The organism is Saccharococcus thermophilus (assembly GCF_011761475.1).
Taxonomy (GTDB): domain Bacteria; phylum Bacillota; class Bacilli; order Bacillales; family Anoxybacillaceae; genus Saccharococcus; species Saccharococcus thermophilus.
The window spans coordinates 1,469,228-1,492,438 of sequence record NZ_JAASRS010000001.1 but is presented as its reverse complement, the minus strand read 5'-3'; the positions used below and the strand labels follow the sequence as shown (position 1 = coordinate 1,492,438).

Annotated in this window: 27 protein-coding genes and 2 pseudogenes; 21 read left to right on the top strand and 8 right to left on the bottom strand. The window is 46.1% G+C overall.

All coding sequences use genetic code 11. The annotated features are described in order from the left end of the window. Nucleotides 1–147 precede the first annotated feature (147 nt). The 3 genes and pseudogenes from BDD39_RS07710 to BDD39_RS07700 all read left to right on the top strand — a co-directional run bounded on the left by BDD39_RS07710 (nucleotide 148) and on the right by BDD39_RS07700 (nucleotide 4,185). On the top strand, nucleotides 148–1,356 hold the full coding sequence (locus tag BDD39_RS07710; RefSeq protein ID WP_166909545.1) for a thiolase family protein: 1,209 nt from the start codon (nucleotides 148–150) through the stop codon (nucleotides 1,354–1,356). Nucleotides 1,357–1,931: 575 nt separating this feature from the next. Next, nucleotides 1,932–3,211, top strand: a pseudogene (locus tag BDD39_RS07705) (MDR family MFS transporter). A gap of 200 nt (nucleotides 3,212–3,411) precedes the next feature. Then, the gene (locus BDD39_RS07700) at nucleotides 3,412–4,185 is read left to right on the top strand and encodes a TcaA second domain-containing protein (RefSeq protein WP_166909543.1); all 774 of its coding nucleotides are present in this window, start codon (nucleotides 3,412–3,414) and stop codon (nucleotides 4,183–4,185) included. A 29-nt stretch (nucleotides 4,186–4,214) separates the two neighbouring features. Here BDD39_RS07700 and BDD39_RS07695 read toward each other — a convergent pair whose 3' ends face one another. Beyond that, nucleotides 4,215–4,877: an SIMPL domain-containing protein gene (locus tag BDD39_RS07695; protein WP_166909540.1), complete on the bottom strand. Its 663-nt coding sequence runs from the start codon at nucleotides 4,875–4,877 to the stop codon at nucleotides 4,215–4,217. A gap of 21 nt (nucleotides 4,878–4,898) precedes the next feature. After that, nucleotides 4,899–5,030, bottom strand: a complete 132-nt coding sequence (locus BDD39_RS16585) for a hypothetical protein (protein WP_279587937.1) — start codon at nucleotides 5,028–5,030, stop codon at nucleotides 4,899–4,901. Between the two features lie 186 nt (nucleotides 5,031–5,216). Between BDD39_RS16585 and BDD39_RS07690 the strand changes: the two genes are divergently transcribed. Continuing rightward, on the top strand, nucleotides 5,217–5,882 hold the full coding sequence (locus BDD39_RS07690; protein WP_166909538.1) for a 5-bromo-4-chloroindolyl phosphate hydrolysis family protein: 666 nt from the start codon (nucleotides 5,217–5,219) through the stop codon (nucleotides 5,880–5,882). After that, entirely contained in the window at nucleotides 5,866–7,053 is a 1,188-nt protein-coding gene (locus tag BDD39_RS07685) for a toxic anion resistance protein (RefSeq protein ID WP_166909536.1), read from the top strand. The genes BDD39_RS07690 and BDD39_RS07685 overlap by 17 nt, the downstream gene beginning before the upstream one ends. 25 nt (nucleotides 7,054–7,078) lie before the next feature. Here BDD39_RS07685 and BDD39_RS07680 read toward each other — a convergent pair whose 3' ends face one another. Beyond that, the gene (locus BDD39_RS07680) at nucleotides 7,079–7,540 is read right to left on the bottom strand and encodes a YndM family protein (RefSeq protein WP_166909534.1); all 462 of its coding nucleotides are present in this window, start codon (nucleotides 7,538–7,540) and stop codon (nucleotides 7,079–7,081) included. 27 nt (nucleotides 7,541–7,567) lie between these two features. Beyond that, complete coding sequence (locus tag BDD39_RS16580) at nucleotides 7,568–7,702, bottom strand: hypothetical protein (RefSeq protein WP_279587961.1); 135 nt, start codon at nucleotides 7,700–7,702, stop codon at nucleotides 7,568–7,570. Nucleotides 7,703–7,842: 140 nt separating this feature from the next. Between BDD39_RS16580 and BDD39_RS07675 the strand changes: the two genes are divergently transcribed. The 6 genes from BDD39_RS07675 to BDD39_RS07650 all read left to right on the top strand — a co-directional run bounded on the left by BDD39_RS07675 (nucleotide 7,843) and on the right by BDD39_RS07650 (nucleotide 13,009). Continuing rightward, nucleotides 7,843–8,052, top strand: coding sequence for a YozQ family protein (locus BDD39_RS07675; protein WP_166912332.1), 210 nt, complete (start codon nucleotides 7,843–7,845; stop codon nucleotides 8,050–8,052). Nucleotides 8,053–8,150: 98 nt separating this feature from the next. Continuing rightward, the gene (locus tag BDD39_RS07670; protein ID WP_166909531.1) at nucleotides 8,151–8,984 is read left to right on the top strand and encodes an EamA family transporter; all 834 of its coding nucleotides are present in this window, start codon (nucleotides 8,151–8,153) and stop codon (nucleotides 8,982–8,984) included. 96 nt (nucleotides 8,985–9,080) lie between these two features. After that, entirely contained in the window at nucleotides 9,081–9,488 is a 408-nt protein-coding gene (locus tag BDD39_RS07665; RefSeq protein ID WP_166909529.1) for a VWA-like domain-containing protein, read from the top strand. Between the two features lie 423 nt (nucleotides 9,489–9,911). Continuing rightward, nucleotides 9,912–11,210 (top strand): ammonium transporter, encoded by a 1,299-nt coding sequence (locus BDD39_RS07660; RefSeq protein WP_166909527.1) that lies wholly within the window; start codon nucleotides 9,912–9,914, stop codon nucleotides 11,208–11,210. 24 nt (nucleotides 11,211–11,234) lie between these two features. Continuing rightward, nucleotides 11,235–12,281, top strand: a complete 1,047-nt coding sequence (locus BDD39_RS07655; RefSeq protein ID WP_166909524.1) for a DUF294 nucleotidyltransferase-like domain-containing protein — start codon at nucleotides 11,235–11,237, stop codon at nucleotides 12,279–12,281. Next, entirely contained in the window at nucleotides 12,278–13,009 is a 732-nt protein-coding gene (locus BDD39_RS07650) for an exonuclease domain-containing protein (RefSeq protein ID WP_166909522.1), read from the top strand. The genes BDD39_RS07655 and BDD39_RS07650 overlap by 4 nt, the downstream gene beginning before the upstream one ends. Before the next feature lie 40 nt (nucleotides 13,010–13,049). Here the strand turns inward: BDD39_RS07650 and BDD39_RS07645 are convergent, their stop codons facing one another. Beyond that, the gene (locus BDD39_RS07645; protein ID WP_166909520.1) at nucleotides 13,050–13,541 is read right to left on the bottom strand and encodes a PCYCGC domain-containing protein; all 492 of its coding nucleotides are present in this window, start codon (nucleotides 13,539–13,541) and stop codon (nucleotides 13,050–13,052) included. A gap of 284 nt (nucleotides 13,542–13,825) precedes the next feature. Here BDD39_RS07645 and BDD39_RS07640 point away from each other — a divergent pair, with 284 nt between their 5' ends. From BDD39_RS07640 to BDD39_RS16390, 10 genes and pseudogenes are all read left to right on the top strand, one after another. Beyond that, nucleotides 13,826–14,641, top strand: a complete 816-nt coding sequence (locus tag BDD39_RS07640) for an ABC transporter ATP-binding protein (RefSeq protein ID WP_166909518.1) — start codon at nucleotides 13,826–13,828, stop codon at nucleotides 14,639–14,641. Beyond that, nucleotides 14,638–15,384 (top strand): IucA/IucC family C-terminal-domain containing protein, encoded by a 747-nt coding sequence (locus BDD39_RS07635; protein WP_166909516.1) that lies wholly within the window; start codon nucleotides 14,638–14,640, stop codon nucleotides 15,382–15,384. Before BDD39_RS07640 ends, BDD39_RS07635 begins: the two co-directional genes overlap by 4 nt. Before the next feature lie 144 nt (nucleotides 15,385–15,528). Then, nucleotides 15,529–15,750, top strand: a complete 222-nt coding sequence (locus BDD39_RS16395) for a hypothetical protein (RefSeq protein WP_243846013.1) — start codon at nucleotides 15,529–15,531, stop codon at nucleotides 15,748–15,750. 16 nt (nucleotides 15,751–15,766) lie between these two features. Then, nucleotides 15,767–17,539 (top strand): putative bifunctional diguanylate cyclase/phosphodiesterase, encoded by a 1,773-nt coding sequence (locus BDD39_RS07630; RefSeq protein WP_341801456.1) that lies wholly within the window; start codon nucleotides 15,767–15,769, stop codon nucleotides 17,537–17,539. 96 nt (nucleotides 17,540–17,635) lie between these two features. Next, nucleotides 17,636–18,247, top strand: a complete 612-nt coding sequence (gene cdaS, locus BDD39_RS07625) for a sporulation-specific diadenylate cyclase CdaS (RefSeq protein WP_166909514.1) — start codon at nucleotides 17,636–17,638, stop codon at nucleotides 18,245–18,247. 14 nt (nucleotides 18,248–18,261) lie between these two features. Then, the gene (locus tag BDD39_RS07620) at nucleotides 18,262–18,567 is read left to right on the top strand and encodes a DUF5634 family protein (RefSeq protein WP_166909512.1); all 306 of its coding nucleotides are present in this window, start codon (nucleotides 18,262–18,264) and stop codon (nucleotides 18,565–18,567) included. A 93-nt stretch (nucleotides 18,568–18,660) separates the two neighbouring features. Beyond that, nucleotides 18,661–19,143, top strand: coding sequence for a GNAT family N-acetyltransferase (locus tag BDD39_RS07615; protein ID WP_243846012.1), 483 nt, complete (start codon nucleotides 18,661–18,663; stop codon nucleotides 19,141–19,143). Between the two features lie 13 nt (nucleotides 19,144–19,156). Then, nucleotides 19,157–19,264, top strand: a pseudogene (locus BDD39_RS07610) (peptidase E); the annotation flags it as partial. Between the two features lie 153 nt (nucleotides 19,265–19,417). Then, nucleotides 19,418–20,041 (top strand): histidine phosphatase family protein, encoded by a 624-nt coding sequence (locus BDD39_RS07605; RefSeq protein WP_166909510.1) that lies wholly within the window; start codon nucleotides 19,418–19,420, stop codon nucleotides 20,039–20,041. Nucleotides 20,042–20,283: 242 nt separating this feature from the next. Further along, nucleotides 20,284–20,445: a LytTR family DNA-binding domain-containing protein gene (locus BDD39_RS16390; protein ID WP_243846011.1), complete on the top strand. Its 162-nt coding sequence runs from the start codon at nucleotides 20,284–20,286 to the stop codon at nucleotides 20,443–20,445. Between the two features lie 166 nt (nucleotides 20,446–20,611). On the opposite strand, the gene BDD39_RS07595 is transcribed toward BDD39_RS16390, so the two are convergent. The 3 genes from BDD39_RS07595 to BDD39_RS07585 are packed head-to-tail and all read right to left on the bottom strand — an operon-like array spanning nucleotide 20,612 to nucleotide 22,956. Then, a complete protein-coding gene (locus tag BDD39_RS07595; RefSeq protein WP_166909508.1) occupies nucleotides 20,612–22,006 on the bottom strand; it encodes a nucleoside recognition domain-containing protein in 1,395 nt (464 codons plus the stop codon). Beyond that, nucleotides 21,975–22,709 carry a FeoB small GTPase domain-containing protein gene (locus BDD39_RS07590; RefSeq protein ID WP_166909506.1) on the bottom strand — a complete coding sequence of 245 codons (735 nt, stop codon included), beginning with the start codon at nucleotides 22,707–22,709 and terminating at the stop codon, nucleotides 21,975–21,977. The genes BDD39_RS07595 and BDD39_RS07590 overlap by 32 nt, the downstream gene beginning before the upstream one ends. Further along, the gene (locus tag BDD39_RS07585; RefSeq protein ID WP_166909504.1) at nucleotides 22,696–22,956 is read right to left on the bottom strand and encodes a FeoA family protein; all 261 of its coding nucleotides are present in this window, start codon (nucleotides 22,954–22,956) and stop codon (nucleotides 22,696–22,698) included. The genes BDD39_RS07590 and BDD39_RS07585 overlap by 14 nt, the downstream gene beginning before the upstream one ends. Between the last annotated feature and the right edge of the window lie 255 nt (nucleotides 22,957–23,211).

Here is a 23,211-nt window from a genome sequence, read left to right as displayed (position 1 = left end):
CATTATTGTAGTAGTTTAGAAACGGTGAAAAGGGAATTATGTGCGTCAGCGCAGCAATTGAATGTAAACAGCATTCGTCGATACAGACTAAGCATCACGACTCGGAAGGGATAAACGATTTCACCAATAAAAATGGGAAGGGGATCTATGATGAGAGAAGTCGTTATTGTCGATGCGGTGCGGACACCGATCGGGAAATATAAAGGGGCATTAAAAGACGTCCGCCCCGACGATCTAGGGGCAACCGTTATCCGTGCGCTTGTGGAGCGCAATCCGAATCTTCCAGTCCATGAAATTGAAGAAGTCGTTCTCGGTAACGCCAATCAAGCTGGGGAAGACAACCGAAATGTCGCGCGGATGTCCGCCTTGTTAGCCGGATTGCCAATCGAAGTGGCAGGAACGACCGTCAATCGTCTTTGCGGTTCAGGACTTGATGCCGTCAACTACGCTGCTCGCGCGATTATGACAGGAGAAGCAGACATTGTGATCGCAGGAGGAACAGAAAGCATGACGCGCGCACCGTTTGTCATGGCAAAACCAAACGCGGACTTTCCACGCGGCAATATGGAAATGTTCGACACGACCATCGGCTGGCGTTTTATTAATCCAAAGATGGAGGAAATGTACGGAACCGACAGCATGCCGCAAACAGCGGAAAATGTCGCAAAACGGTTTGGAATCTCTCGCGGAGCGCAAGACGAATTTGCCTATGAAAGTCAAATGAAAGCGAAAAAAGCGATTGAATCGAATCGTTTCGCAGACGAATTAGTTCCTGTTGTATCTGTTGACCGGAAAGGGAACAAAGTCGTCGTAGATAAAGATGAACATCCTCGTCCGGATACGACGTTAGAAAAGCTGGCAAAACTGCCTCCGCTATTTGAAAATGGCACCGTCACAGCAGGGAACGCTTCAGGAATCAATGACGGAGCGTCCGCGTTGTTATTAATGAGTTCGGAAAAAGCAAAAGAACTTGGGATGAAACCGCTTGCGAAATATGTAACGTCAGCGGTTGCGGGGGTAGAACCTGCGGTGATGGGAATTGGTCCGATTTACGCGACGAGGAAAGCGCTTGCGCGTGCGAAATTAACAATCAGTGATATCGATTTAGTAGAATTAAATGAAGCATTTGCCTCACAGTCGTTGGAATGCATTAAACAGCTGGAACTCGACCGCTCCAAAGTAAACGTCAACGGTGGAGCGATCGCTCTTGGACATCCGCTTGGGGCAAGCGGCGCCCGCATTTTAACGACGTTGATTTACGAAATGAAAAAACGCGGGGTAAAATACGGTCTTGCGACAATGTGTGTCGGTGTTGGCCAAGGAATTGCGACGATTGTTGAGAATCCAGAAGCTTAAGAAGCAACGGTGTAATTGATTATTAATCCTTATTCAACTAATGCTGCCCCCTAGTTAAACAAGGTGGGGAAACGTTGTTTTCATACCTAACAGTTTATAATTTTTATAAACCTTTACGTATGAATATGTTTGATAATTTAGGTCCATATGGAATGAACAAGAGGGAAGCACAAAAGAAATTGCGCGATATTCAAACGCATGAACTTGAATTAATTTATATCTGAACGTAGTGGGATGTAAATTAAGGAATTCTTCATTGGGGGGAAGTTATTGAACGAGTTCGTTAACCCATAAGAAACAGTAAATGAGTATTAAAAACGCTCGGATTTTCGTTCCGAGCGTTTTTCTTTGCGATTTATATTGTTATTTTTGGGTTAAATGTGTTGCTAATCACCTTTGTTATTTCATGTGTTTTTTAACATTTTTCCCTTCCTGAAGTGAACCTGTTAAAAGGAGTGTGGGCTGTTTTTTATTGAAAAAATATTTTTCTAAAAAGACAAAAAGATAAAAATAATGGTATAATTTTCAAAGAATGTCATAATAGTTTTTGCAGTATACATAAACGGGGGTTATTTATGAGGATACGCGACTGGGATCGGAATTTGAAGGTGCGTCTATTTGGCGAGGCGCTCATCAATATTACTTTTTGGATGTTTTTCCCTTTTATGGCCATATATTTTACTGAATCGTTTGGGAAAGATAAGGCGGGAATCTTGTTGATCATCTCGCAATTTTTTTCTGTGATTGCTAATTTAATGGGAGGGTATTGTGCGGATATATTTGGACGCAAACGAATGATGGTGCTGTCGGCCTATGGGCAAGGGGCAGCTTTTTTCTTTTTTGCGCTTGCAAGTTCGCCATGGTTTGTTTCGCCGCTGGTTGGTTTTATTTGTTTTACGATCGCAGGAATTTGCGGATCATTTTATTGGCCTGCACAAGCCAAGCGATGGTGGCGGATGTTGTTCCAGAAAAGGACCGAAACAGCGTATTTGCCGTGTTTTATACGTCCATCAACATTGCGGTGGTCATCGGTCCGGTGATTGGCGGAATTTTTTACGAAAACTATCGCTTTGAACTATTGCTTGCCACGGCGTTTTCATGTTTGCTGCTCGCTGCGCTCCTTTCCAAATGGCTCCGCGAAACGGTTCCAATACAGGGAAAAGCAGGATTAGCATACGGGAAATGGTATGAGTTTTTGTGGCAACAAGTCCAGCAATATAGTGTGATTATACGTGATCGAATATTCCTATTGTTTATCATTGCTGGCATCCTTGTGGGACAAACGTTTATGCAGCTAGATTTATTGATTCCTGTGTATACGAAAGAGAATGTGGGGAGACAAACGCTATTTTCATTTGGCGATTGGTCGTTTACCCTTAGCGGAGAGAAAGCGTTCGGCCTTCTTATTTCTGAAAACGGCTTTCTTGTTGCACTATTTACGGTATTGGTGACGAGATGGATGTCGCGTTATCATGAGCGCACGGCCTTTATTGGCTCTTCCATTGTTTATGGAGCGGCTATTTTCCTATTTGGCCAAACCGCATCGATTTGGGGACTTATTTTTGTGATGGCGCTGTTTACGTTTGGCGAACTGATGACAGCAGGAATCCAGCAAACATTTATTTCTGAGCTTGCTCCTGAGGAGATGCGCGGGCAGTATTTTGCGGTTGCGAGCCTGCGCTTTACGGTTGGGCGGATGATTGCTCCGTTTTCGATTACGGCAACGATATGGCTCGGGTATGAATGGACATTTTTCTTGTTAAGCATGCTTTCTTTTATCAGCGCAGCTTTATATGCGGTGATGTTTCAACGGTTTGAAAAACGGCGAGAGAAGCGAGTCGCGGCGTCATTATAAGCGGTGAGGGGGGAGAGCGTCGACATCACACTCATCCGTCATGGAAAAATCGTCGCCAAGTACAAAACATTGGCATTCGGTTTTGTACACGTTTTATAATAAAAAACACTAAAAGCACACTTGTTGCTCCCTCAACATAAATTCCCTAATTCTGTCATAAAGATGAACTAGAATACAGACAACAGGAGAGGGGAAGCAGGGTGAAACCGCATGTGTCTTTAGAGAAAACGATACAGGGGGCCAATCAGCAAAAAAGAGAAACAAAGAAGAGTGCCGCGGGCGACGCGGCGGCGTTGGCGCGCTATGAGCAGCGAAAGCAGGCGCGTCTTTTTATGCGGGAGCGGCGGAAAAAGTATTACCGCATTTTTGGGTATGCGGCTTTGGCCATCGCAGCAATGTGGCTGGTAGGCGCGCTTTTATGGAAAGGATACAACGCGTTGAAAAACGCCGCCAGCAGGGAAATCGCCGTGATGCACCTTGAGGATGCGCTCAAAGACAAAGATGTTGCCGCGCTGCAAACATACCTTCGTGTCTCGGATGAGACCATACCGATCAATGAAAAAACGCTTGCGCCGTTGTTTTCATACTTAGACGCGCATCCAAAAGCATACAAAACACTCGAACGCGATTTTGACAGACAGCGCAACATGAAGCATGTATATATAAAAGGATTAACGTCGAAACCGCCCATTTTCACCATCAAAGTGTTCGGGGATCGCTATGTGTTTGAACCAACCTTATACTCGATGAACATTCATTTGAACGAGCCGGATGATGAAATTATGATTAACGGCGAGAAAGTGAAAGGGGAACCGACGAAAGATCCGTTTGTGAAAAAAGTCGGCCCGTATTTGCCTGGGGCGTATACGGTTACGGTCGTAGAGGCAGATGGAGAAAAACGAAAAAAAGAAACGAAACAAGTGCGTTTATTCGGCGGTGCGCGTGTGTATGAAGTGGATTTAGCGAAAGAATAAAGATCCTTCAGAAAATGGAAGGATCTTTTTTAGTAGGAAAAGACCGCCTGGACGGTAGCTTTGATGATGATATCTTGCGTCTGAATCGGCGTTGCGGTTGACGATTCCGCCAGTGTGGTCGCCGAATAAGGTGCTCGCGGGAAGGGGGGAGCGACGCTTTCTTCTTTGATTTGAAGGGGCATGTCGTGCATCGGAAGGCCGAGGGTGCGGGCGATGGTGATCGCTTTTTCTTTGGCGTTTTTCACCGCCAGCATCAGCGCCTGCTGGTAATAAGGCTGTTCGTTGGCGAGGCGGAATTGGATCTGACGGGCGATGTTTGCGCCGCTGGCGATGGCGGTGTCGTAAATGTTGCCGACTTTTTTTGTATCTTTGACGGTAATGTCGAAAATATGCTCGACCTCGTAACCAGTCAAGGTGGCTGTTCCGTTTGAGTAGTTATATTTTGGATAAATGGAAAACGAGGCAGTGTCGATGTCCTCTTCGTTCACCTCAATCGTTTTTAGCGCGCGGATCATGTCATTGGCGCGTTTTGCGTTTTCCGCAAGCGCTTCTTGGACGTTGGTGTGTTCGGTTCGCACTCCAAGGGTGATGATAACCGTATCGGGCTTTGCCGTGACCGTTCCCTGTCCTGTCACGGTGATCGTTTGCGCCGTTGGTTGATTGCGCTGCATCGGCATATACCATTCTTGCATTTTCTTTCTCTCCCTTCCCGGTTATGCCGCTTTGCGATCATCATCATCGTTTATGCGCCAGTAGTAGACGCGCGGCAGCCCGATATAGCACCAATATTCTTTTAATAATGTCACTCCGACAAAATAGATCATCTGCCAATCCATCTGTTTCATCGGTTTCTCTCCTTTGTCAATCCTTTTGTTAAAGCATATTCGTCCGCGGTGTTGTCCTATGCGCAGCGCTTTCCATCGAAGCGGAAAGTCAAAATGATGATGAAACAAAATCGTCCGTTAATACGTATGAAGAAAAGTGGACATGTTATAATGAAGATAAACGAGGATACGAGAAAGGGATGAACGATGAAACACTTGTTGAAGACGTTGTGGCGTTGGTTTGTTTCATGGAATATAGGGGTAGTAGTGGCGGTTGTCGTGTTTTTTCTCGCTGATTTTCATATCTTGCCTTCCTTTTTATCGGGAATGGGGGCGATGTTTGTCACGTCGGCCATCATGAAAAGACGAAATCACCGCATCACGGCGCAAGGGATTTTGAAAGAGGAAAAAACGTATATCCGTTCCCAGCTTGATGAGGCTCGGAAGCAGTGGAAACAAATGCGGCGCGCCCGTTACCGCATCCGTTCGTTGGTGATGTGGCAAAAAATTTCGCGTCTGTGCGCGTTGGTTGACAAAATGATTCGTGCAGTTCAGCAGCATCCGCATCAATTCCGCATCGCCCAGTCGTTTTTCTTAAACGAATTGCCAATGGCGGTAACCATGATCGACAAATACGTTTATTTAGTGAACCAGCCGGTGCGCAGTCAGGAGATGAAAGAGGCGCTTTGGAAAACGGAGCGGCTTCTCGATGAGCTGGTGACAACCGCAGAAAAACGGTTATTGGAGATACTTTCTAATGATGTGTTCGCTTTGCAGGTCGAGACGAAAATGCTTGAACAGTCGCTCGAGCAGCAAAAGCTTTCGGAAACGATGCAATGGAGAAAGGAGAACGACTATGAAACCGTCCGATAAGACGCAAGGCAACGATCTGCAATATCCAGAGTGGACAAGCTCGCTCGATTCGTTGTTGGAAAATCCGTTTTCCTTGCCGAGCGAGCAAAACGAAACGGCTGTGGAGCAACCAAAGCCGAAGCTTCTTGATACGTTGAAGCCAGAACATCGCGAAAAAGCAATGCAGCTGGCGAAACAAATCGATCCGCGCAACCAACAGGCAATCATCCAATACGGGGTGGCAGCGCAGGCGGAGCTGTCCAAGTTTTCTCATGCGATTCTCCATCATGTGCAGGCGAAAGACGCGGGCCCTGTCGGCGAGGTGATCAGCGAGTTAATGACGAAAATTAAAGAAGTAAATCCGGATGATTTGCTTCCGGCGAAAAAAGGATTGCTTTCGCGGCTGTTTGGGTCTGTGTCGAAATCGCTGCAAGGGATGATGGCGAAATATCAAAAAATTGGCGTCGAAATTGATAAAATCGCCGATCAGCTGGAAAAACACCGGCAGATGCTGTTTCGCGATATTATGATGCTAGAGACGCTGTACGAGAAAAATAAAGAATACTTTGATGCGCTGAATATTTATATCGCCGCGGCGGAGTATAAATTAGAAGAGTTGCGGACAAAAGTCATTCCGGAAAAACGAGCCGAAGCGGAACGGTCGGGCAACCAAATGGAATTGCAAGAAGTAAATGATTTGTTGCAGTTTGCCGACCGTCTCGAAAAGCGGATTCACGATTTAAAATTAAGCCGGCAAGTAACGATTCAAACGGCTCCACAAATCCGCATGATCCAGCACATGAACCAGACGCTCGTCGAGCGCATCCAATCATCGATTTTAACGGCGATTCCATTATGGAAAAACCAAGTCGTGATTGCCTTGACGCTGTTCCGCCAGCAAAAAGCGGTCGAGGCGCAAAAGCAAGTGACGGAAACGACGAATAACTTGCTCTTAAGGAATTCGGAAATGCTGAAAACAAACAGCATTGAAGTGGCGAAGGAAAACGAACGCGGGCTCATTGACATTGAAACGTTGAAAAAAACGCAGGAAAACTTGGTGACGACCTTAGAGGAAACGTTGAAAATTCAGGAGGAAGGCCGCCGCAAACGGCAGCAGGTCGAACGGGAGCTGGTGACGATGGAAGAACAGCTGAAACAGACGTTATTGTCATTAAAACGCAACGATCGATGAAGAAAAAGCTGACCTCAGGATGGGGTCAGCTTTCACGTATCTCGCCATCATCGTCTGTTTCGCGGCGGACGTCGAATTCTTCCGCCGTTTCCATTTGCCATTCACGCCCTTGCAACGGTACTCTTTCTTCTTCTTGGCCGCTTAGGATGAAGCGATGGACATAAGCATGGAACAACACTTCACCAAACGCGACAAGCAGAGCGGAAAAGAACGCGGCGTTTAAAACCGCGGGACCGCTGACGTCGTAAAAAGCGCCGATGCCAATCCATACGCCGACAAAGGCGAGGCCAAAATCTGCAATCGTCGCTGACAGATTCCCAAAGCGCGGGAGAAGGTACAAATCACCGAGCGCATAAGCAACGAACGTCATCCAAAGGCTGAACCATAACAGTTCTGCCGAGGAGATGCGTAAAAATAACGGGACGATCGCAAAAAAGACCGTAGTAAACAGCACGTACTTTAATGCAAGCGCGATTAAATGCCTCATTTCTATACGCCATCCTTTAACCGAACATTATTCGGCCGGAAAATTTGGTCCTTCCAATTTTTTATCCCCATATCCAGGTTGTTTTTCGATATCTTTTTCCTGCTGCTGCTTTTTTTGTTGTTCGAGGCTATTGTTTTGCTTTGGCTGTTTCATGATGTTCATCCTTTCTTCCTAATGGTCTATCATTAGTTTGCCGTCTTGGCGCGAATGTATACATATGATATCCATAAACTTCCTCTTAATTTTGCCTCATTGTTTCACATTAATAGTGAGTAGGGATGAACAAGGAGGGAATGAGGTTGATGGAAAAGAACGAACAGTCGCAAATTGCGGGAAAACAATACGCGCCATCCGATGAAGAAGCGTCGTCTTTTTTTGCTTCCGCGTTTGCTTCCGCGCTGGCAGAAACGCATGAGCAGGTGAGCGATGTGTATGCGGAAGGGACAGTGGAAGCGGTCATCGATAACGCGGGGGGAAAAGACATCCCTCTTTCCCGAGAGCGAAAACAGTAACAGCGGAGCGTCAAGGCAGGAAAAAGCCTTGACGTTTTTTTGTCTTTTCGATTTATAATAGAGATTGTACAATTTATTCAACAGAGAGAGGGACAGATGTGTGGTTGGCTGCTGCTGTGATGACCGCGGTTTGTTTCGGCATCAACAATACGTTGTTTAAGTGGAGTACGCGTTATTCCATGTCGAAACAACATATCCAGTTTTATTTTTATATGGTGGCGTTTTGTTTCATGATGTTGTACGGATGGATGACAAAATCGCTCCATCCAAGCGCGACATCGATGATGCTCGGGGCGCTGATCGGGATTTGCAATGCGACGGGAAACATGCAAATGTCAGGGGCTTTTGAGAAAGGACCGGCTAGTTTGACGGCTCCACTTGTGGCGGTAAATGCGATTTTTCCGGTGCTGGCGGCGGGGATTATATTTGGCGAACATATTCCGCTTTTACATTGGATCGGCATTTTATGTATGTTATGTTCCGCTGCAATCATTCAATATACTCCGAAAGTGGAGAAAGGAAATTACGAATACATATCTTGGTTGCTCCATATCGGCATGGCGATTGTCTCATTTGGAATAGTAGGGATTTTAATGAAGTGGTGCTCGGTTATCGGGGTTCGTTCCTTGGATTTGCTTACTGCGATGTACGGTGGCGGCGGGTTGTACTTATGTTGGAGTTGCCGTAAAACAATTGTGCAAAAACGGGAGTTTCGGGTGGGCGCAACGGTGGCTTTCTTCAGTGTCATCGGTTTTAGCTGTTATTTTTATGCGCTTACGACAGGCGTTGCATCGATCGTCTTTCCGGTTGTCAGCTTAAATTGCCTTATTGTCGTTATTTTAGGTTGTTACTTATTCAAGGAAAGACTAAAAGCGTACCAGCTGATCGGCATCGCGACTGCCTTATGCGGATTAATTTTGACAAAATTGTAGGAGAATGAGGAAAGAAAAGCAGTTCGTACTCAGCTTCCTTCCCGTTCATACTAATACTGTACGCTGTCATACTTATAATTAAGGGGGCTGATGATGATGAAATGGCAGCAAGCACTTTTGGCATTATTGAAAGAACGAAAAGATCATTCCATTGCCTTGGCCATTGATACGTCCAATCGCCCATCACGTCCCGTGCTCATTCAAAACATTGTTAAGCTGTTTGAAAAAGTACGGCCCGATACGATGCTCGTGCAGGCCGATTTTAAGATTCGAGATGTATCTCCGGTCGGCGTTGCATCCATTAAGTATTTTAAACATGGAAAATCATCGTATACGGAAGTGTTGGAATGGGCAGCGGAGCAAAAAATCGATACGCTTTTTTACATCACCGATGTCACTGGGTATTTTTACGAAGAATTGCAAGTCGACTATGAAGTATTTTGGCTTGTCCCGGACGACTATATGCCACGCGTGCCCTTTGGAAAGCCGATACGCGTCGCCTGAAACGCACGGAATGCCTTAAAACAAACAAGTTTAAGGCATTCCGTTTTTTTTATTATGGATGTTTTTGTATAGAGTGTTACTTTTTTTGACTACAATTAATATTTCCGTTTTTTACCTAATAGAGCCGTTGCGATCGCGCTAAAGAAGTTACCTAAAGCTTCTATCATTCAAACCAACATCTCCTTTATTTTACATATTTAACAATATTAAATATTGTTAAGAGTCAATTGTCAATTATCAGTTATTAAAAACAACAATCTTTGCGAAAAGAGCCCTTGTTATTAAAAATATGTGTTATAAAATATAACAAATTTTATATCGTAAACGGTTACAAAACAAATTTATATTGCGGATGATTTGTTTATGTGTTATATATTATAACATATAAAGTAACTAAATATAACATTGAGGGGGAGAAGAAGAATGGATGGCAAAATGCTAACCGCAGGTCTTGATGCATTATGGGTGATGGTGAGCGCGGTGCTGGTGATTGGGATGCAGGCAGGGTTTGCACTTCTAGAAGCGGGGTCGACGAGAATGAAAAACTCGGGGCATGTCGCTGGAAAACAGATTCTCAGCTTTGCAATTGCTTCGCTGGCGTTTTGGGCGTTTGGCTTTGCGATTACATTTGGAGCGGGAAATCACTTGATCGGAACAGAAGGATGGTTTTTGCAAGGAGATGAAAAAACGTTTGCTTCGTTATCATGGGCGAATGTTCCGCTATCGTTGAAATTTTTATTTCAGCTAGGGTTTGCCGGGGTATCGCTGGCGATTGCCTGGGGAGGATTTGCTGAGCGCGCCAAATTATCGGTTTATTTTCTATTTGGAACGATTTTTACGGTCGCCATTTATCCGGTCATTGGCCATTGGGTATGGGGAGGCGGCTGGCTTGGCGAAATAGGCATGCAAGATTTTGCCGGCTCTACGGTCGTTCATTTGCAAGGGGCGATCGCCGCGCTGGTCGCGACAGTTTTACTTGGGCCGCGCATCGGCAAGTTCAATAAAGATAAAACACCGAACGTCATTCCGGGGCATAACCAAGTGTATACCGTTATCGGCGGATTGATTTTATGGATCGGCTGGTTTGGTTTTAATGCGGGAAGCACGATGGCGGTAGGTGATGGCTTTTTCGGTTATGTGGCGTTAACGACGAATTTAGCCGCCGCGGCGGGAGCGGTTGCCGCGATTGTCACGGCGAAAATCATGGTTGGAAAAGCGGATATTCCAGCGATGGTCAACGGAGTGCTTGCTGCACTCGTGGCGATTACAGCAGCGTGCGCCTTCGTCGAACCATGGGCGGCAGTAGTGATCGGAGCGGTCGCGGGTTCATTCACATTTTGGACGTCGATTTATTTCGAAAGAAAAGGCATTGATGACCCGATTTACGCGTTTTCCGTGCATGGTATTGCCGGCATCATTGGTACGATTTCCACCGGATTTTTCGCTTCGCCGCGTTTAGTGAAAATAACAGGGATTGGCAAGGCGGGCCTGTTGTATGGCGGCGGATTTCATCAGTTGATTGTGCAGACGGTCGGCGTGCTCGGTGCGATCGCCTATGTAGCGCTCATCTCTTTTGTCGTGCTGTTTTTGTTGAAGAAAACGATTGGGTTGCGCGTGACAGCGGAACAGGAAATTTCCGGATTGGATATTAGCGAACACGGTTCATACGGCTATCCGGAGCAGCTTGATCCTGCCTATCAGTCTAAGTCGATGGCGCATTAGAATCTTGTTTCAAGGAGAACGATCATGGAATCGCTATATGAATGGGTGAAGCAATTGGAAGAGGCGCAAACGATTGGGGAGCTTCGCCTGTATCATGATGAGCTTGCCAGACAGCTGCGTTATTGGCTGTGCCGGGAGGAGCTTGAGGTTATTTCTGAAATCGTCGCTGATGCGCATGATGCGATAATGAGGCGGGTGTTTCGCCTGGCGGAAGAGAAAACATTGCGCGCGGAAACCGGGGTTCGCCCACGCAGCTGGTGCTGGTATGCGATGGGAAGCATCGGGAGACGGGAGCCGACGGTATGGACAGACCAAGATCATGGCATTTTGTTTGCCTGCGCGGAGCACGAAGAGAAACAATGCTACGAATTCATCCGCCATATGGCCGCTGTAGGAACGAATTATCTGCACGAAATTGGCTACCCGTATTGTTCCGGCTACGTAATGGCGACAAACAAACGGTGGGGGCAGTCGCTTCGCGATTGGGTGCAGCAGGTCAAGATGTATATGAGCGGCTGTCTCCCTAATGATATCCGCTTTTTATTTATCGCGATGGATATGCGGCCGATTTATGGGGATGGCGAGCTGGTTGCCGACAGCAGGCGGACGCTGTTTCACTCGCTGAATAGGGAGACGAAGCTGCTGCGGCAAATGGGGGAGCATGTGATGTTTCCTTCCGTCCCTTTAGGATGGTTTTATAATGTGCAGCTCGAACGATGGGGGCCTCACAGCGGGGCGATTCATATGAAACATAGCGGCTATGTGCAAATCGTCAACGCGTTAAAGTGGCTAGCGTGTGTTGCCAATATTTCTACGGCGACGACGTGGGAACGGTGGCGCGAGATGGCGAAACAAGCGTTGCTTCCGTTGCCGCTAGCGGAGGAAGTGAGGGAGGCGCTCTTGACGTATTATTACATTCGGCTAAAGTATGCAACGGAAGCGGCAAACGAGCGGGACTATGTGTTGTGGCGCGTGTTGGAAGCAAACGAACGAACACGGCTGAAAAAAGCGATGAAGACAGCAAAAAAGCTGCAGCGCCTTGTCGCGCGGCAGGCAGGTGGCATTAGGTGAGTGAGCGGCATCGTTTTTGGCAGCGGGCGCTTCGCTTGCTGTCGTTGGAAATACCGCGTGAAGCATCGTCTGCCTTCCTAGATGGGGAGCATTCGTTGCAGCAGGAAATGTGGCTGCGATCGCTGCGGAAAGAAAAACAGCAGCAAATCGATATGAACACTCCTTTAGGGGAAGTGTCCTTTATGATTATTGACATGGAAACGACAGGATTTTCTCCGCAGCAGGGCGACGAAATTTTGGCGATGGCAGCGGCGAAGACGGTGAACGGAGTTGTGAAAGAAACATATTCTACGCTCATTTGCCCGGAAAAAGCAATTCCACCGCACATTTCGGCGTTGACGGGAATTCAAGCGAAAGATGTCCTGCATGCCCCGCGTCTAAGGGAGGAGCTCCGTGCGTTTTTATCGTTTATTCATGGCGGAGTATTGATCGGCTATCACATTGGTCATGATTTATCGTTTCTCCGCCACTTTCTTTGGATGTATTACCGGGCAAAGTGGAGCGGCCGATTTTTCGACATGCAGCCGATGGTGGAAATGATTCGTTGCTGTTCATGTCCTACGCTCGATGAAGCGCTGCAATATTATGGAATTCCCTGTGAAAAACGGCATACGGCTGACGGCGATGTCGAGGCGATGGCAAAGCTATGGAAGATGCTATTAGAGGAATTAAAGCAACGCAACATCGAAACGTTGCATGATTTGTACGCGGCGTTAAGCATGCGGTAAAAAGGCTATCTCCGGCAAAGGGAGATAGCCTTTCGCATTATCATGATTTCGTTGGCGTCGGTTTCGCGTAGCCTTCTTTATATTTGTCATCGATCATTTGGCGAATTTCTTTGATGGATTTTCCTTTTTCATAGGCAGCAATGGATTCAGCGGCAATATCGAGACAGACGCCGCATTTGGTTGCATGGTCATCCCAAACGACGGAGCCATCTTTTTTTGTTTCATGAACGAAACAATCGTAATTATTTTTATGTCTCGCCGCTTCGCCGCAGCCGCAGTAGCAAGGAATATGCTCGAGCAAGTCTTTATGTTTGGCGGCTTGTTGATACAAAACAGCGACATTTTCCTCAAAATTGTTTAAAAATGTAGGAAGATGGTCGATTGATTTCGTTGTTTCACGAATATCGCCAGAATTAGTTGTATATGTCATCGAATGGTCGTGTTTTGTTTCACTCGCTTTTTCATCGGAGCAAGCGCCCATGATGATGCCAAATGAAAGCAGACATGCTGCCATGATGGCGGTTCGTTTCATGCCATCCTTCTCCTTTCTATAAGCTTGTACTTTGAATGTAACATAGCGCAGCATAATCGACAACTTTTTTCCATTGACAGCGTTGTTGATTAGAGTGTTTAAATAAAAAAGCTTCCCTGCGGAAGCAGGGCAGATTTATTTCGTTTATTGTTGCAAGAAATAATTTGACATTGATAGTCATTATCAATTAGACTTATCGATAGAAATTATAGATCAGGGAGATCGGCGATGCTAGCTACGAACGGAAAACATAGAAGCCGATATGTATAAAGGGGTGGAAGAACATGAACGCCTTACAAGCAAAAGAGCTGACATTATCATATGGAAACACGATCATTATTGATGAGCTAGATTTGATGATTCCCAAAGGAGAAATTACTGTATTTATCGGGGGAAACGGCTGCGGCAAATCGACATTATTGCGCGCGTTGGCGCGGCTTTTGAAACCGGCGGGCGGTGCGGTGTTACTCGAAGGAAAAGAAATCGCGAAATTGCCGACAAAAGAGGTGGCGAAAAAGTTAGCGATTTTGCCGCAGTCGCCAACGGCGCCAGAAGGTTTGACCGTGCTGCAGCTCGTTAAACAGGGGCGGTATCCGTACCAATCGTGGCTGAAGCAATGGAGCGAAGAAGATGAAAAAGCGGTGCGCCGCGCGCTGGAAGCGACGAGAATGACAGAATTAGCGGAGCGTCCGGTCGATTCGCTCTCGGGAGGACAGCGGCAGCGGGCGTGGATTGCGATGACGCTAGCGCAGGATACGGACATTATTTTATTGGACGAACCAACAACCTACTTGGATATGACGCACCAGATTGAAATTCTTGATTTATTGTTTGAGCTGAACGAGAAAGAAAAGCGCACGATTGTCATGGTGCTTCACGATCTAAACTTGGCATGCCGCTACGCTCACCATATTGTGGCGATTCGCGATAAAAAAATATATGCGCAAGGAAAACCGGAAGAAATCATTTCCTGCCAGCTTGTGAAAGACGTATTTCAAATGGATTGCCAAGTGACATATGATCCGTTATTTGGCACACCGCTTTGCATTCCGTACGGAAAAGGAAGATGCATTCTACAGAAAGAAGGCGTTTCATCATGATTCTTTCCGCGGAGGAAATAAAGGTATTAGAAACGTATCGGCTTTCCACCGTTCAAACCAATTCGCCGCTCTCGATTCGCTTGGATCGTTTGTTTGAGGAAAGCGTGCTCATCGATTATGTAGCAAAAGTGCGCGACAGGCTTGGCGCTGCCAATGACGCCGTCGCGGCATCGATGTTGATCAAACGATATAGCTTCCTTGCCGCGATGTCGCTTTATGCGATGTCCGTTTGGAATAAACGGCTTTTGTTGTCACCGGAGCGGATTTGGATGGAAACGGATGACAGTGATGATATGTGGCTGCCGACCTTTCGTTTTGAGGAGCTCAAGGCAGAAATATGCACAGGCTGCCGTGACCAATGGCGAGAAGAGACGGTACGCCAGTTATTTGCAGGACATTTCTCGCCGTTAATGGAGAAGTTACGATGCATAACGAAAATATCTGCCCATATATTATGGGAAAATATTGCTATTTATATTTATTGGTTGTATGAAACGTTGGGTAAAGATGATTCGCTTGCCTACATTCACGAACAACTTTATAACGACTTTCATTTCCTTGTTCACGACGCAGATGGAGCGTTATTCGGCACATTGCGGCAAAATCCGTTAAAACGGTTTTGGAAAGGAAATGCGGGCGTGAAGCAGCGTGCAACGTGCTGCCTTTACTATCAAACAGAAGGGGGGACGCATTGCGAGACATGCCCGTGCTCCATCCGCAAGCGTGATCCCCAATCAAGTTGAAACAACACGCACCATTTTGCCGTGTTGTTTCTTTTTTTCCAGCAAAATTTTCGCGAAATTTATTGATTTTTCCACCTTTTTTCGTTAAAATGAGAATAGAAGGCAGCTTTTCCAAAAAAACGATCATTGCGAGGTAATTGTTGTATGACAAGCCAGTATGTTGCTTTTTTTCAGCATTTCACCGATGCAGTGGCCATTTTTGACCTGGAAGGGTCTATTTTATATATGAATCCAATATTTCAAGGACTGTTTCACGCCAATGAATGGGACCGAATGGCGCTTTTGCGAGTCATCGATCCGATGCTGGAAGCGGTCAAAAACGGTGAATCCGTTCCATCCTATAGAACGGGCGATAAAAATATCTGAGAATAATGTTAAATTTGTGCGTGCTTCGTTTTCGCCGATTGTGAACGGACAAGGAGAAGTTGATGCGATTTTATGTGTATGCCGTGATGTGACAAATGAAAAGAAAATCGAGCAGATGTTACAGGAAACGCAGCAACGCCTGCAACTAATCGTAGAACATTCTACCGATTACATTCTCATTTTTTCTAATCAGCGTGAGCCTATATACATACCTTCTTTATGGAAGAAAGAAGAGCTGGCCGATCATCCTTATTCGTATGAAGATATTTTTCGGTTTATCCATTCGGATGATTTGCCAACCGTTAGGCAAAAGCTCGATGAGCTATATCATACATATAACGCGCAAATCGCCGAGTTTCGCAAGCGCGACGAGAGAGGAAACTGGATATGGATGGAGGCGCACGGAAAAGCAATTGTCAACGAACAGAATGAGCTTGATTATGTTATTATAACGATCAAAAATATCGGCGAACGGAAGCGATACGAAGAAAAACTGCGCCAGCTCGCTTATTTTGATTCATTGACGGGAATTGCGAACCGCAGCTATTTTGAACGGTACGTAAAACAGCTGGTCGAAAGCCAAACCGCATTTGCCTTATGCTATTTAGACTTTGACAAGTTTAAATGGATCAATGATCATTTTTCCCACCAGGCGGGCGATTACTTTTTGCAAGAAGCGGTAAAGCGCGTGCAAAGCGTGCTCAGAGACGAAGACTTTTTTGCCCGCATTGGCGGGGACGAATTTGTCTTGTTGCTTCCTAATGTGACAAAAGAGGAAATGGCCAAACTTGCTGATAAATTGGTGACCGCGTTTCATCAGCCGTTTTACTACGAAAAACAGCTTATTCAGTCAACACTGTCAATGGGAATCGCGTTTTTCCCGAAAGACAGCGACTGCATCGAGCAGGTAATGAAATATGCCGATCAAGCACTGTATAACGTCAAAGAGCGGGGTAGAAACGGTTATGAGTTTTATCGTCCGATCGAAAATCGGAAAGCGTTCATTGAACAAGATTTGCCGTTTGCGATTATGCGTGAGCAGTTTTATTTATGCTACCAGCCGAAAATCAAGCTTGGCAGCGGCGCGGCAATGGGAGTGGAAACGCTGTTGCGCTGGCGCCACCCGTCGCTTGGCGAAATTCCGCCGTTGGAGTTTATTCCGCTGGCGGAAGAGAGCGGGTTTATTTTTGAGATTACATTATGGGTGCTAGAGCATGCGTGCCGGCAAGTAAAAGAATGGCAGGAGAAGTTTCCAGGCTTGAAGTTAGCCGTTAACCTATCTCCATTTTTGTTAAACCGAACGGAATTGATTCAGCATGTGAAACGGATTTTGCATGCGGCAAATTTTGCCCCGGAGCATTTAATTTTGGAAGTAACCGAGAGCGGTTTAATGGAAAATATCGAAACAGGGAAACATATTTTAACAGAATTAAAAAAGATCGGAGTACAAGTCGCTATCGATGATTTTGGCATCGGCTTTTCTTCGCTGGCATATATTCGCAACTTGCCAGTGTCATTGCTAAAAATTGACCGCAGCTTTATTCAAGGAATCGCAGAAAACTCGAAAGACGCGACGATTGTCGATACGATTATCCATTTGGCCAAAAGCCTAGACATTCAGGTGTTGGCGGAAGGAGTGGAGACGTATCCGCAAGTAGCGTTGTTAGAGCAAATGCACTGCGATTTTGCGCAAGGGTTTTACTTTAGCAAATCATTGGAGGCGGAAAAACTGCAACAATGGCTCGAAGAATACAACCGATCGGCAATGGCTCGTGACAATCCCTTCTAATGTCCGCTATTAGAAGGGATTTCTTTTGATTTCCATTTGTTTTTTTTTTGAAAATGCCACACACTAATAAGTAACCAACAGTAATGGGGGAATTCCATGATTCAGGAGTCATTGCCGCTCGACGAGCCGATGAAGGAGCAAATTCTTCGTTCTTTATATGAGATCACGGCAGAGGCCGAGGCCATCCGCCGCTCGTTAGTAACGGAAGAGTGCTGCATATTGTCGAGGTTAGAAGCGCTGCAAAAACTCATTTTGGATGTCCAAACGGCGGCAGCTTCGTTTTATTTGCAAGCATATCTATCTGAATATACACCGCATTATATCGACATATCTCTTGCTGCGAAGCATCTAGCGGAACGCCGTCATGGCGCGCTGATTGTCATTGAGAGGAACGACTCGCTCGATGGTTTATTGCATCACGGCATTCCGATCGGCGCGAAAGTTTCCCATATGCTGCTAGAAACGATTTTTTATCCAGGCAATCCGCTGCATGACGGAGGGACGCTCATCCGTTACGACGAAATTGTTTCCGCGGGCAATATTTTACCGCTTGCGGAACATGTGGCGACGAGGAAAAAATTAGGCACCCGCCATCGTGCCGCCATCGGATTAACGGAGCGAAGCGATGCGCTTGTGATCGTCGTTTCCGAAGAAACTGGAACCATCTCGTTTGCCATTAACGGACGATTATACGTACTCCGTCGATGAGAGGAGGGAGAAAGATGGAATTTGCGCCAAGAAGCGTGATTATCAATGAGTTTATTGACACGTTGCAGCTGTTGATGGATGTTTATCAGTTGGACCAAGTCGGCGTTTTCGAAGAAGAGGGCGAAGGGAACAAGTATTATATCGGCTATACGATCAACAAGGATGATGATATGATTGTCCTTCATATGCCATTTGTCAAAAATGAACGCGGTGAGCTGGCATTGGAAAAACAAGAATGGACGATACGGAAAGATGGGCGGGAACAAAAAGGGTACTACTTGCTGCAAGAAGCGATGGATGAAATTACTGATAGACGATAACGAAGACGATTGATGCCGCTAGGCAAGATCGTCTTTTTTCGTGAAGCAAAAAGGAAAACAAAGCGATCATCGAGAAGTAAAAATGGATGGCGCATGATGAAACAGAAAGGAAAGGAAGGCATGATTCAGGAAATAGACATAGAGGCAGACGAATGGGCGGAGGCGGTGCTGCTCCTTCAATTCCGTTCTTACGCTGTCGAGGCGCGGCTGATCGGATTCCTCGACCTTCCGCCATTGCAAGATACAGTCGCAACGTTGCAGCAGTGCGGTGAACGGTTTTTTGGATATATGAAGCGGGAACAACTGGCAGGAGCGATTTCCTACGAACGGATAGAAAAAACCGTGCAAATTTGCCGCTTGATGGTGGATCCCGACTTTTTCCGGCAAGGGATTGCAAGCGCCCTGATCGAATTTGTCTGTCATAAAGAACAGAATGCGAGCGAAATCATCGTAACGACAGGAAGCACGAATATGCCAGCGCTTCGTTTGTATCAACGTCACGGTTTCCACGAAGTCGAACAAATGAGGATGCCAGAAGGGATTTTTCTTACGAAACTTGTGAAGCGGCTGGCATGAGGGGGGGAGGAGAATGAGGCAAATTATTGCGCTTGGGGGCGGCGGATTTTCCATGGAGCCGGAAAATCCGCTGTTAGATTTGTATATCTTGAAGCAAGCAAAAAAGGAGAGTCCAAAAATTTAGCCGTCAGCTCTCGAATGGATGTGAAAGGCGTACGCGTGTAAAAAAACGACCAAGGAGTCGAAGAAATCGAGATCGAAACGATTCATTTAGGGAGAGAAGAGAGGATCTCGTGTGAGTGGAACAATATGAAACAAGAATGGGGGAACAAAAATGGTAACGTTATATTTAACTAGACACGGAGAAACCGAGTGGAACGTCGAAAAACGGATGCAAGGGTGGCAAGATTCGCCGCTCACGGAAAAGGGCCGTCAAGACGCAATGCGGCTTGGAAAACGGTTAGAAGAGGTTGACTTGACCGCGATTTATGCCAGCACAAGCGGACGCGCGCTCGAAACCGCCCAGTTGATTCGCGGCGAACGGCTTATTCCGATTTATACAGAGGAACAGCTGCGGGAGATTCACCTCGGCGACTGGGAAGGAAAGACCCATGAGGAAATTATAGAGATGGATCCTATTGAGTTTGATCACTTTTGGAATCATCCGCATTTATACACACCGCGGCGCGGCGAGCGGTTTATCGATGTGCAACATCGGGCGTTTGCCGCTATTGAGCGAATCGTCGAACGCCACCCTGAAGGAAACATTTTAATTGTTACGCATGGGGTGGTGTTAAAAACGGTCATCGCTCGTTTTAAAAACACGCCATTAAAAGACCTTTGGGCTCCTCCGTATATGTACGGCACCAGCGTTACGATCGTGCGGGTGAACGATGGGAAGTTTGAGTTGATTACTCAAGGCGATGTGTCGCATTTGGAAGAAGTAAGGGAAGTATAATGGACCATATCCCGCTCCTTTTCGAAAACAAAGGAGCGGGATATGGTTTAATAGCGCTATACAAAAGATATTTGTCCACAAACAAATTCGATCGATAATAGTCATCTGCCTAGCTACCTCCCGTTACACGTAATCCTGTCCTAGACCAATTTTCATCAATAATATTTTTTCTTCACTTAGATTTCTGTTAGAAATAATTTGTAAATAGCATCAAATCACAGAGTTCCATTCTGTTCCTTCCTTTGGAGGATATTTTATTTATCGAAAAGGAAAGCAGAAAAACTGTCATTCATACTTCAAACGAGCGGTATGAAACGACAGAAACACTAAGCGAAATCGAGAGTAAATTAGACGATTATTTTTTCAAAACTCACCGTTCGTACATAGTCAATTTAAAAAAATAGTAAAAATTGAACCAGCAGGGGAAACGTATTTAGTCTACTTTTTGGACAGCCATAAGATTGCCTATATTTCTAAATTAAAAATAAATGAGGTGCAAAAAAAAATCTTTAATATTCATGATATTTAATATCCCCCGTCCTTTGTTCCAAAAAGGGAGGGGGAATATGATTAAACGAGTCCAAACCAGCGTGCGATATGCGCCGTCAAAAACGTGACGGTAATCGCTATAGCGGTTGGCAGAGCAAATGCGACAAACGTCCATTTTTTGCTTTTCGTTTCTTTATAAATATTAACGAGTGTGGTGCCGCACGGATAATGAAGCAAAGAAAACAGCATCATATTGAGCGCGGTCAGCCATGTCCAGCCGTGGTCGACGAAGATTTGCTTGAGCGAGTGGAGACCATCGACTTCCGTCAAGGAACCAGTGGATAAATAGCCCATTAATAAAATCGGCAGGACGATTTCATTCGCCGGCAGCCCTAAAATAAACGCCATTAAAATATAGCCATCGAGTCCAAGCGCTTTGGCAAAAGGATCGAGCCAGTTTGCCAAATAAGCGAGAATCGTCGTATTACCGATATGAATATTTCCGAGCACCCATGTGATGACCCCAGCCGGGGCGGCAACCACAACGGCTCGTCTTAGCACATAAATGGATTTATCTAATGTGGCGCGGACAATGGTATCCCATATTTTCGGGCGCCGATACGGCGGCAATTCTAATGTGTAATGGGTCGGGATGCCGCGCAGCGCCGTTTTCGACAGCACCCATGAAACCGTCAGCGTGACGACGATGCCAAACAGCACCATTGCGACAACAACACTAGCGGTGACGAATGTTTTCCATTCGCCTGTGTAGCTTGCCGCCATAAATAAGGAAGACAATAAAATCAACGTCGGCCAACGTCCGTTACAAGGGACGAAATTATTCGTTAAAATCGCCAGCATTCGCTCGCGCGGCGATTCGATGATGCGTGTTGACATAATGGCGGCGGCGTTGCAGCCGAATCCCATTGCCATCGTAAGCGATTGTTTTCCATGTGCGCCTGCCTTTTTAAACAAGCGGTCCATATTGAAAGCGACACGCGGCAGATAGCCGTAATTTTCAAGCAGCGCAAAAATTGGAAAGAAGATTGCCATCGGCGGCAGCATGACGCTCACCACCCAGGCCGTGCCCCGGTATAACCCTAACACAAGCAGTCCGTATAGCCAGCCAGGCGCATGGACTGCTTGAAAGAACAGCGTCAAATAGCTTTCCACCCAGCCGAAAAAGCGGGACAGCATTTCTGATGGGATATTTGCGCCGGCAATGGTGATATAGATGACGACGGCCAGCATCGCGAGCATAATCGGAAAGCCGAGCCATTTGGAGGTAAAAATGCGGTCGAGCTTTTCCGTTTCGTCTTGTTTGATTTGCTTTGTATAGGTGACGGCCTCTTGGCAAATCGCTTGGGACGTCCGGAAAATTGCGGATACGATTTGTTCACGGGCATCGTCAGGGGCAAGTGTTTGCGCTTGGCGAACGAGCTGTTCAAACCGATGCTGCGGAATGGTGGTCTGCATGGGAAACTGCCTCCTTTCGTAACCGTGTGGAGCGCTGCTGTAAAGCGCGAAGCAACGACGTGTCCCCATCGAGCAGCCGCAGCGCCACCCATCGGGCCGGATACGCATCACCAAACAATTCTTTAATGGATGGAATCAGTTCATGAATGCGTCGCTCAATGTCCGGACCGTAACGAACGACAATGGGATCCGTTTTGATTTTGCCATGTACCATTTGATCAAGCGTTTCTAACAATACGTCAATCCCTTCTTTATTGCGCGCCGAAATTGGAATGACCGGCACTCCCAACGAAGCCGACAGTTTGCCGGGATCGATGCGAATCCCTTTCTTTTTCGCTTCATCCATTAAGTTGACGCAAACAATGACGCGGTCCGTCATTTCGAGCACTTGCAACGCAAGATTGAGATTGCGTTCGAGTGCGGTGGCGTCAAGTACAACGATTGTCGCATCCGGCTTCTCGAAAATGATGAAATCCCGTGCCACTTCTTCATCTGCCGAGTTGGAGTATAGTGAATACGTTCCAGGCAAGTCGACCAGCTTATAGCGGCAGTCTTTATAGGTGAAAAATCCTTCCGCATGAACGACTGTTTTGCCCGGCCAATTTCCCGTATGTTGGCGCAACCCGGTCAAGACATTAAACAATGTGCTTTTTCCCGTATTTGGGTTTCCGGCAAGAGCGATTGTGTAGTTATTTCGTGTCATGTCGGATTCTCTCCCCGTAGATATGGTCGCTCTCTTCTTTTCTTAGAGCAACGGTCGTTTGAAATACCCGATAGGCCGTCGGGTCGCCAAGCGGGCTTTTTTGCAGCACCGTGACTTCACAGCCGGGCACAAACCCTAAATCTAGCAATCTTCGCTTCATGATGGCATCATTTATATCCAATTTCGCAATGCGAAAACGTTCTCCTGGTTTAGAGTCGGATAATCGGGAAATTTTTGCTCCTGCCATAATAGTTTCCCCCCTGTTAATAAGTTTGCCTGATATTATTTTTTTTACCTAGACCAACTTTTATTTTATCTTATTCTCGTCATGAATTTTTGTCAATGATTTTGCTTCGCCGTTTTACGACGAAATTTCCCCATGTAGATAATTCTTATCATAACAAATTGTATTCTCAATAATGAGAATAGATGGTATTATATAAATAGTCTAATAATTCTGTATTATAATAAATGTCTAAGGAAAGGTGGTGACGTCTGCGTT

Bases quoted from the DNA above. Each gene is read 5' to 3' on its own strand.
- BDD39_RS07710 (WP_166909545.1), top strand. From the start codon at position 148: ATGATGAGAGAAGTCGTTATTGTCGATGCGGTGCGGACACCGATCGGG.
- BDD39_RS07695 (WP_166909540.1), bottom strand. From the start codon at position 4,877: ATGCAAGAATGGTATATGCCGATGCAGCGCAATCAACCAACGGCGCAA.
- BDD39_RS16585 (WP_279587937.1), bottom strand. From the start codon at position 5,030: ATGAAACAGATGGATTGGCAGATGATCTATTTTGTCGGAGTGACATTA.
- BDD39_RS07690 (WP_166909538.1), top strand. From the start codon at position 5,217: ATGAAACACTTGTTGAAGACGTTGTGGCGTTGGTTTGTTTCATGGAAT.
- BDD39_RS07685 (WP_166909536.1), top strand. From the start codon at position 5,866: ATGAAACCGTCCGATAAGACGCAAGGCAACGATCTGCAATATCCAGAG.
- BDD39_RS07680 (WP_166909534.1), bottom strand. From the start codon at position 7,540: ATGAGGCATTTAATCGCGCTTGCATTAAAGTACGTGCTGTTTACTACG.
- BDD39_RS16580 (WP_279587961.1), bottom strand. From the start codon at position 7,702: ATGAACATCATGAAACAGCCAAAGCAAAACAATAGCCTCGAACAACAA.
- BDD39_RS07675 (WP_166912332.1), top strand. From the start codon at position 7,843: ATGGAAAAGAACGAACAGTCGCAAATTGCGGGAAAACAATACGCGCCA.
- BDD39_RS07665 (WP_166909529.1), top strand. From the start codon at position 9,081: ATGAAATGGCAGCAAGCACTTTTGGCATTATTGAAAGAACGAAAAGAT.
- BDD39_RS07660 (WP_166909527.1), top strand. From the start codon at position 9,912: ATGGATGGCAAAATGCTAACCGCAGGTCTTGATGCATTATGGGTGATG.
- BDD39_RS07655 (WP_166909524.1), top strand. From the start codon at position 11,235: ATGGAATCGCTATATGAATGGGTGAAGCAATTGGAAGAGGCGCAAACG.
- BDD39_RS07645 (WP_166909520.1), bottom strand. From the start codon at position 13,541: ATGAAACGAACCGCCATCATGGCAGCATGTCTGCTTTCATTTGGCATC.
- BDD39_RS07640 (WP_166909518.1), top strand. From the start codon at position 13,826: ATGAACGCCTTACAAGCAAAAGAGCTGACATTATCATATGGAAACACG.
- BDD39_RS07635 (WP_166909516.1), top strand. From the start codon at position 14,638: ATGATTCTTTCCGCGGAGGAAATAAAGGTATTAGAAACGTATCGGCTT.
- BDD39_RS16395 (WP_243846013.1), top strand. From the start codon at position 15,529: ATGACAAGCCAGTATGTTGCTTTTTTTCAGCATTTCACCGATGCAGTG.
- cdaS (WP_166909514.1), top strand. From the start codon at position 17,636: ATGATTCAGGAGTCATTGCCGCTCGACGAGCCGATGAAGGAGCAAATT.
- BDD39_RS07620 (WP_166909512.1), top strand. From the start codon at position 18,262: ATGGAATTTGCGCCAAGAAGCGTGATTATCAATGAGTTTATTGACACG.
- BDD39_RS07615 (WP_243846012.1), top strand. From the start codon at position 18,661: ATGATGAAACAGAAAGGAAAGGAAGGCATGATTCAGGAAATAGACATA.
- BDD39_RS07605 (WP_166909510.1), top strand. From the start codon at position 19,418: ATGGTAACGTTATATTTAACTAGACACGGAGAAACCGAGTGGAACGTC.
- BDD39_RS07595 (WP_166909508.1), bottom strand. From the start codon at position 22,006: ATGCAGACCACCATTCCGCAGCATCGGTTTGAACAGCTCGTTCGCCAA.
- BDD39_RS07590 (WP_166909506.1), bottom strand. From the start codon at position 22,709: ATGACACGAAATAACTACACAATCGCTCTTGCCGGAAACCCAAATACG.
- BDD39_RS07585 (WP_166909504.1), bottom strand. From the start codon at position 22,956: ATGGCAGGAGCAAAAATTTCCCGATTATCCGACTCTAAACCAGGAGAA.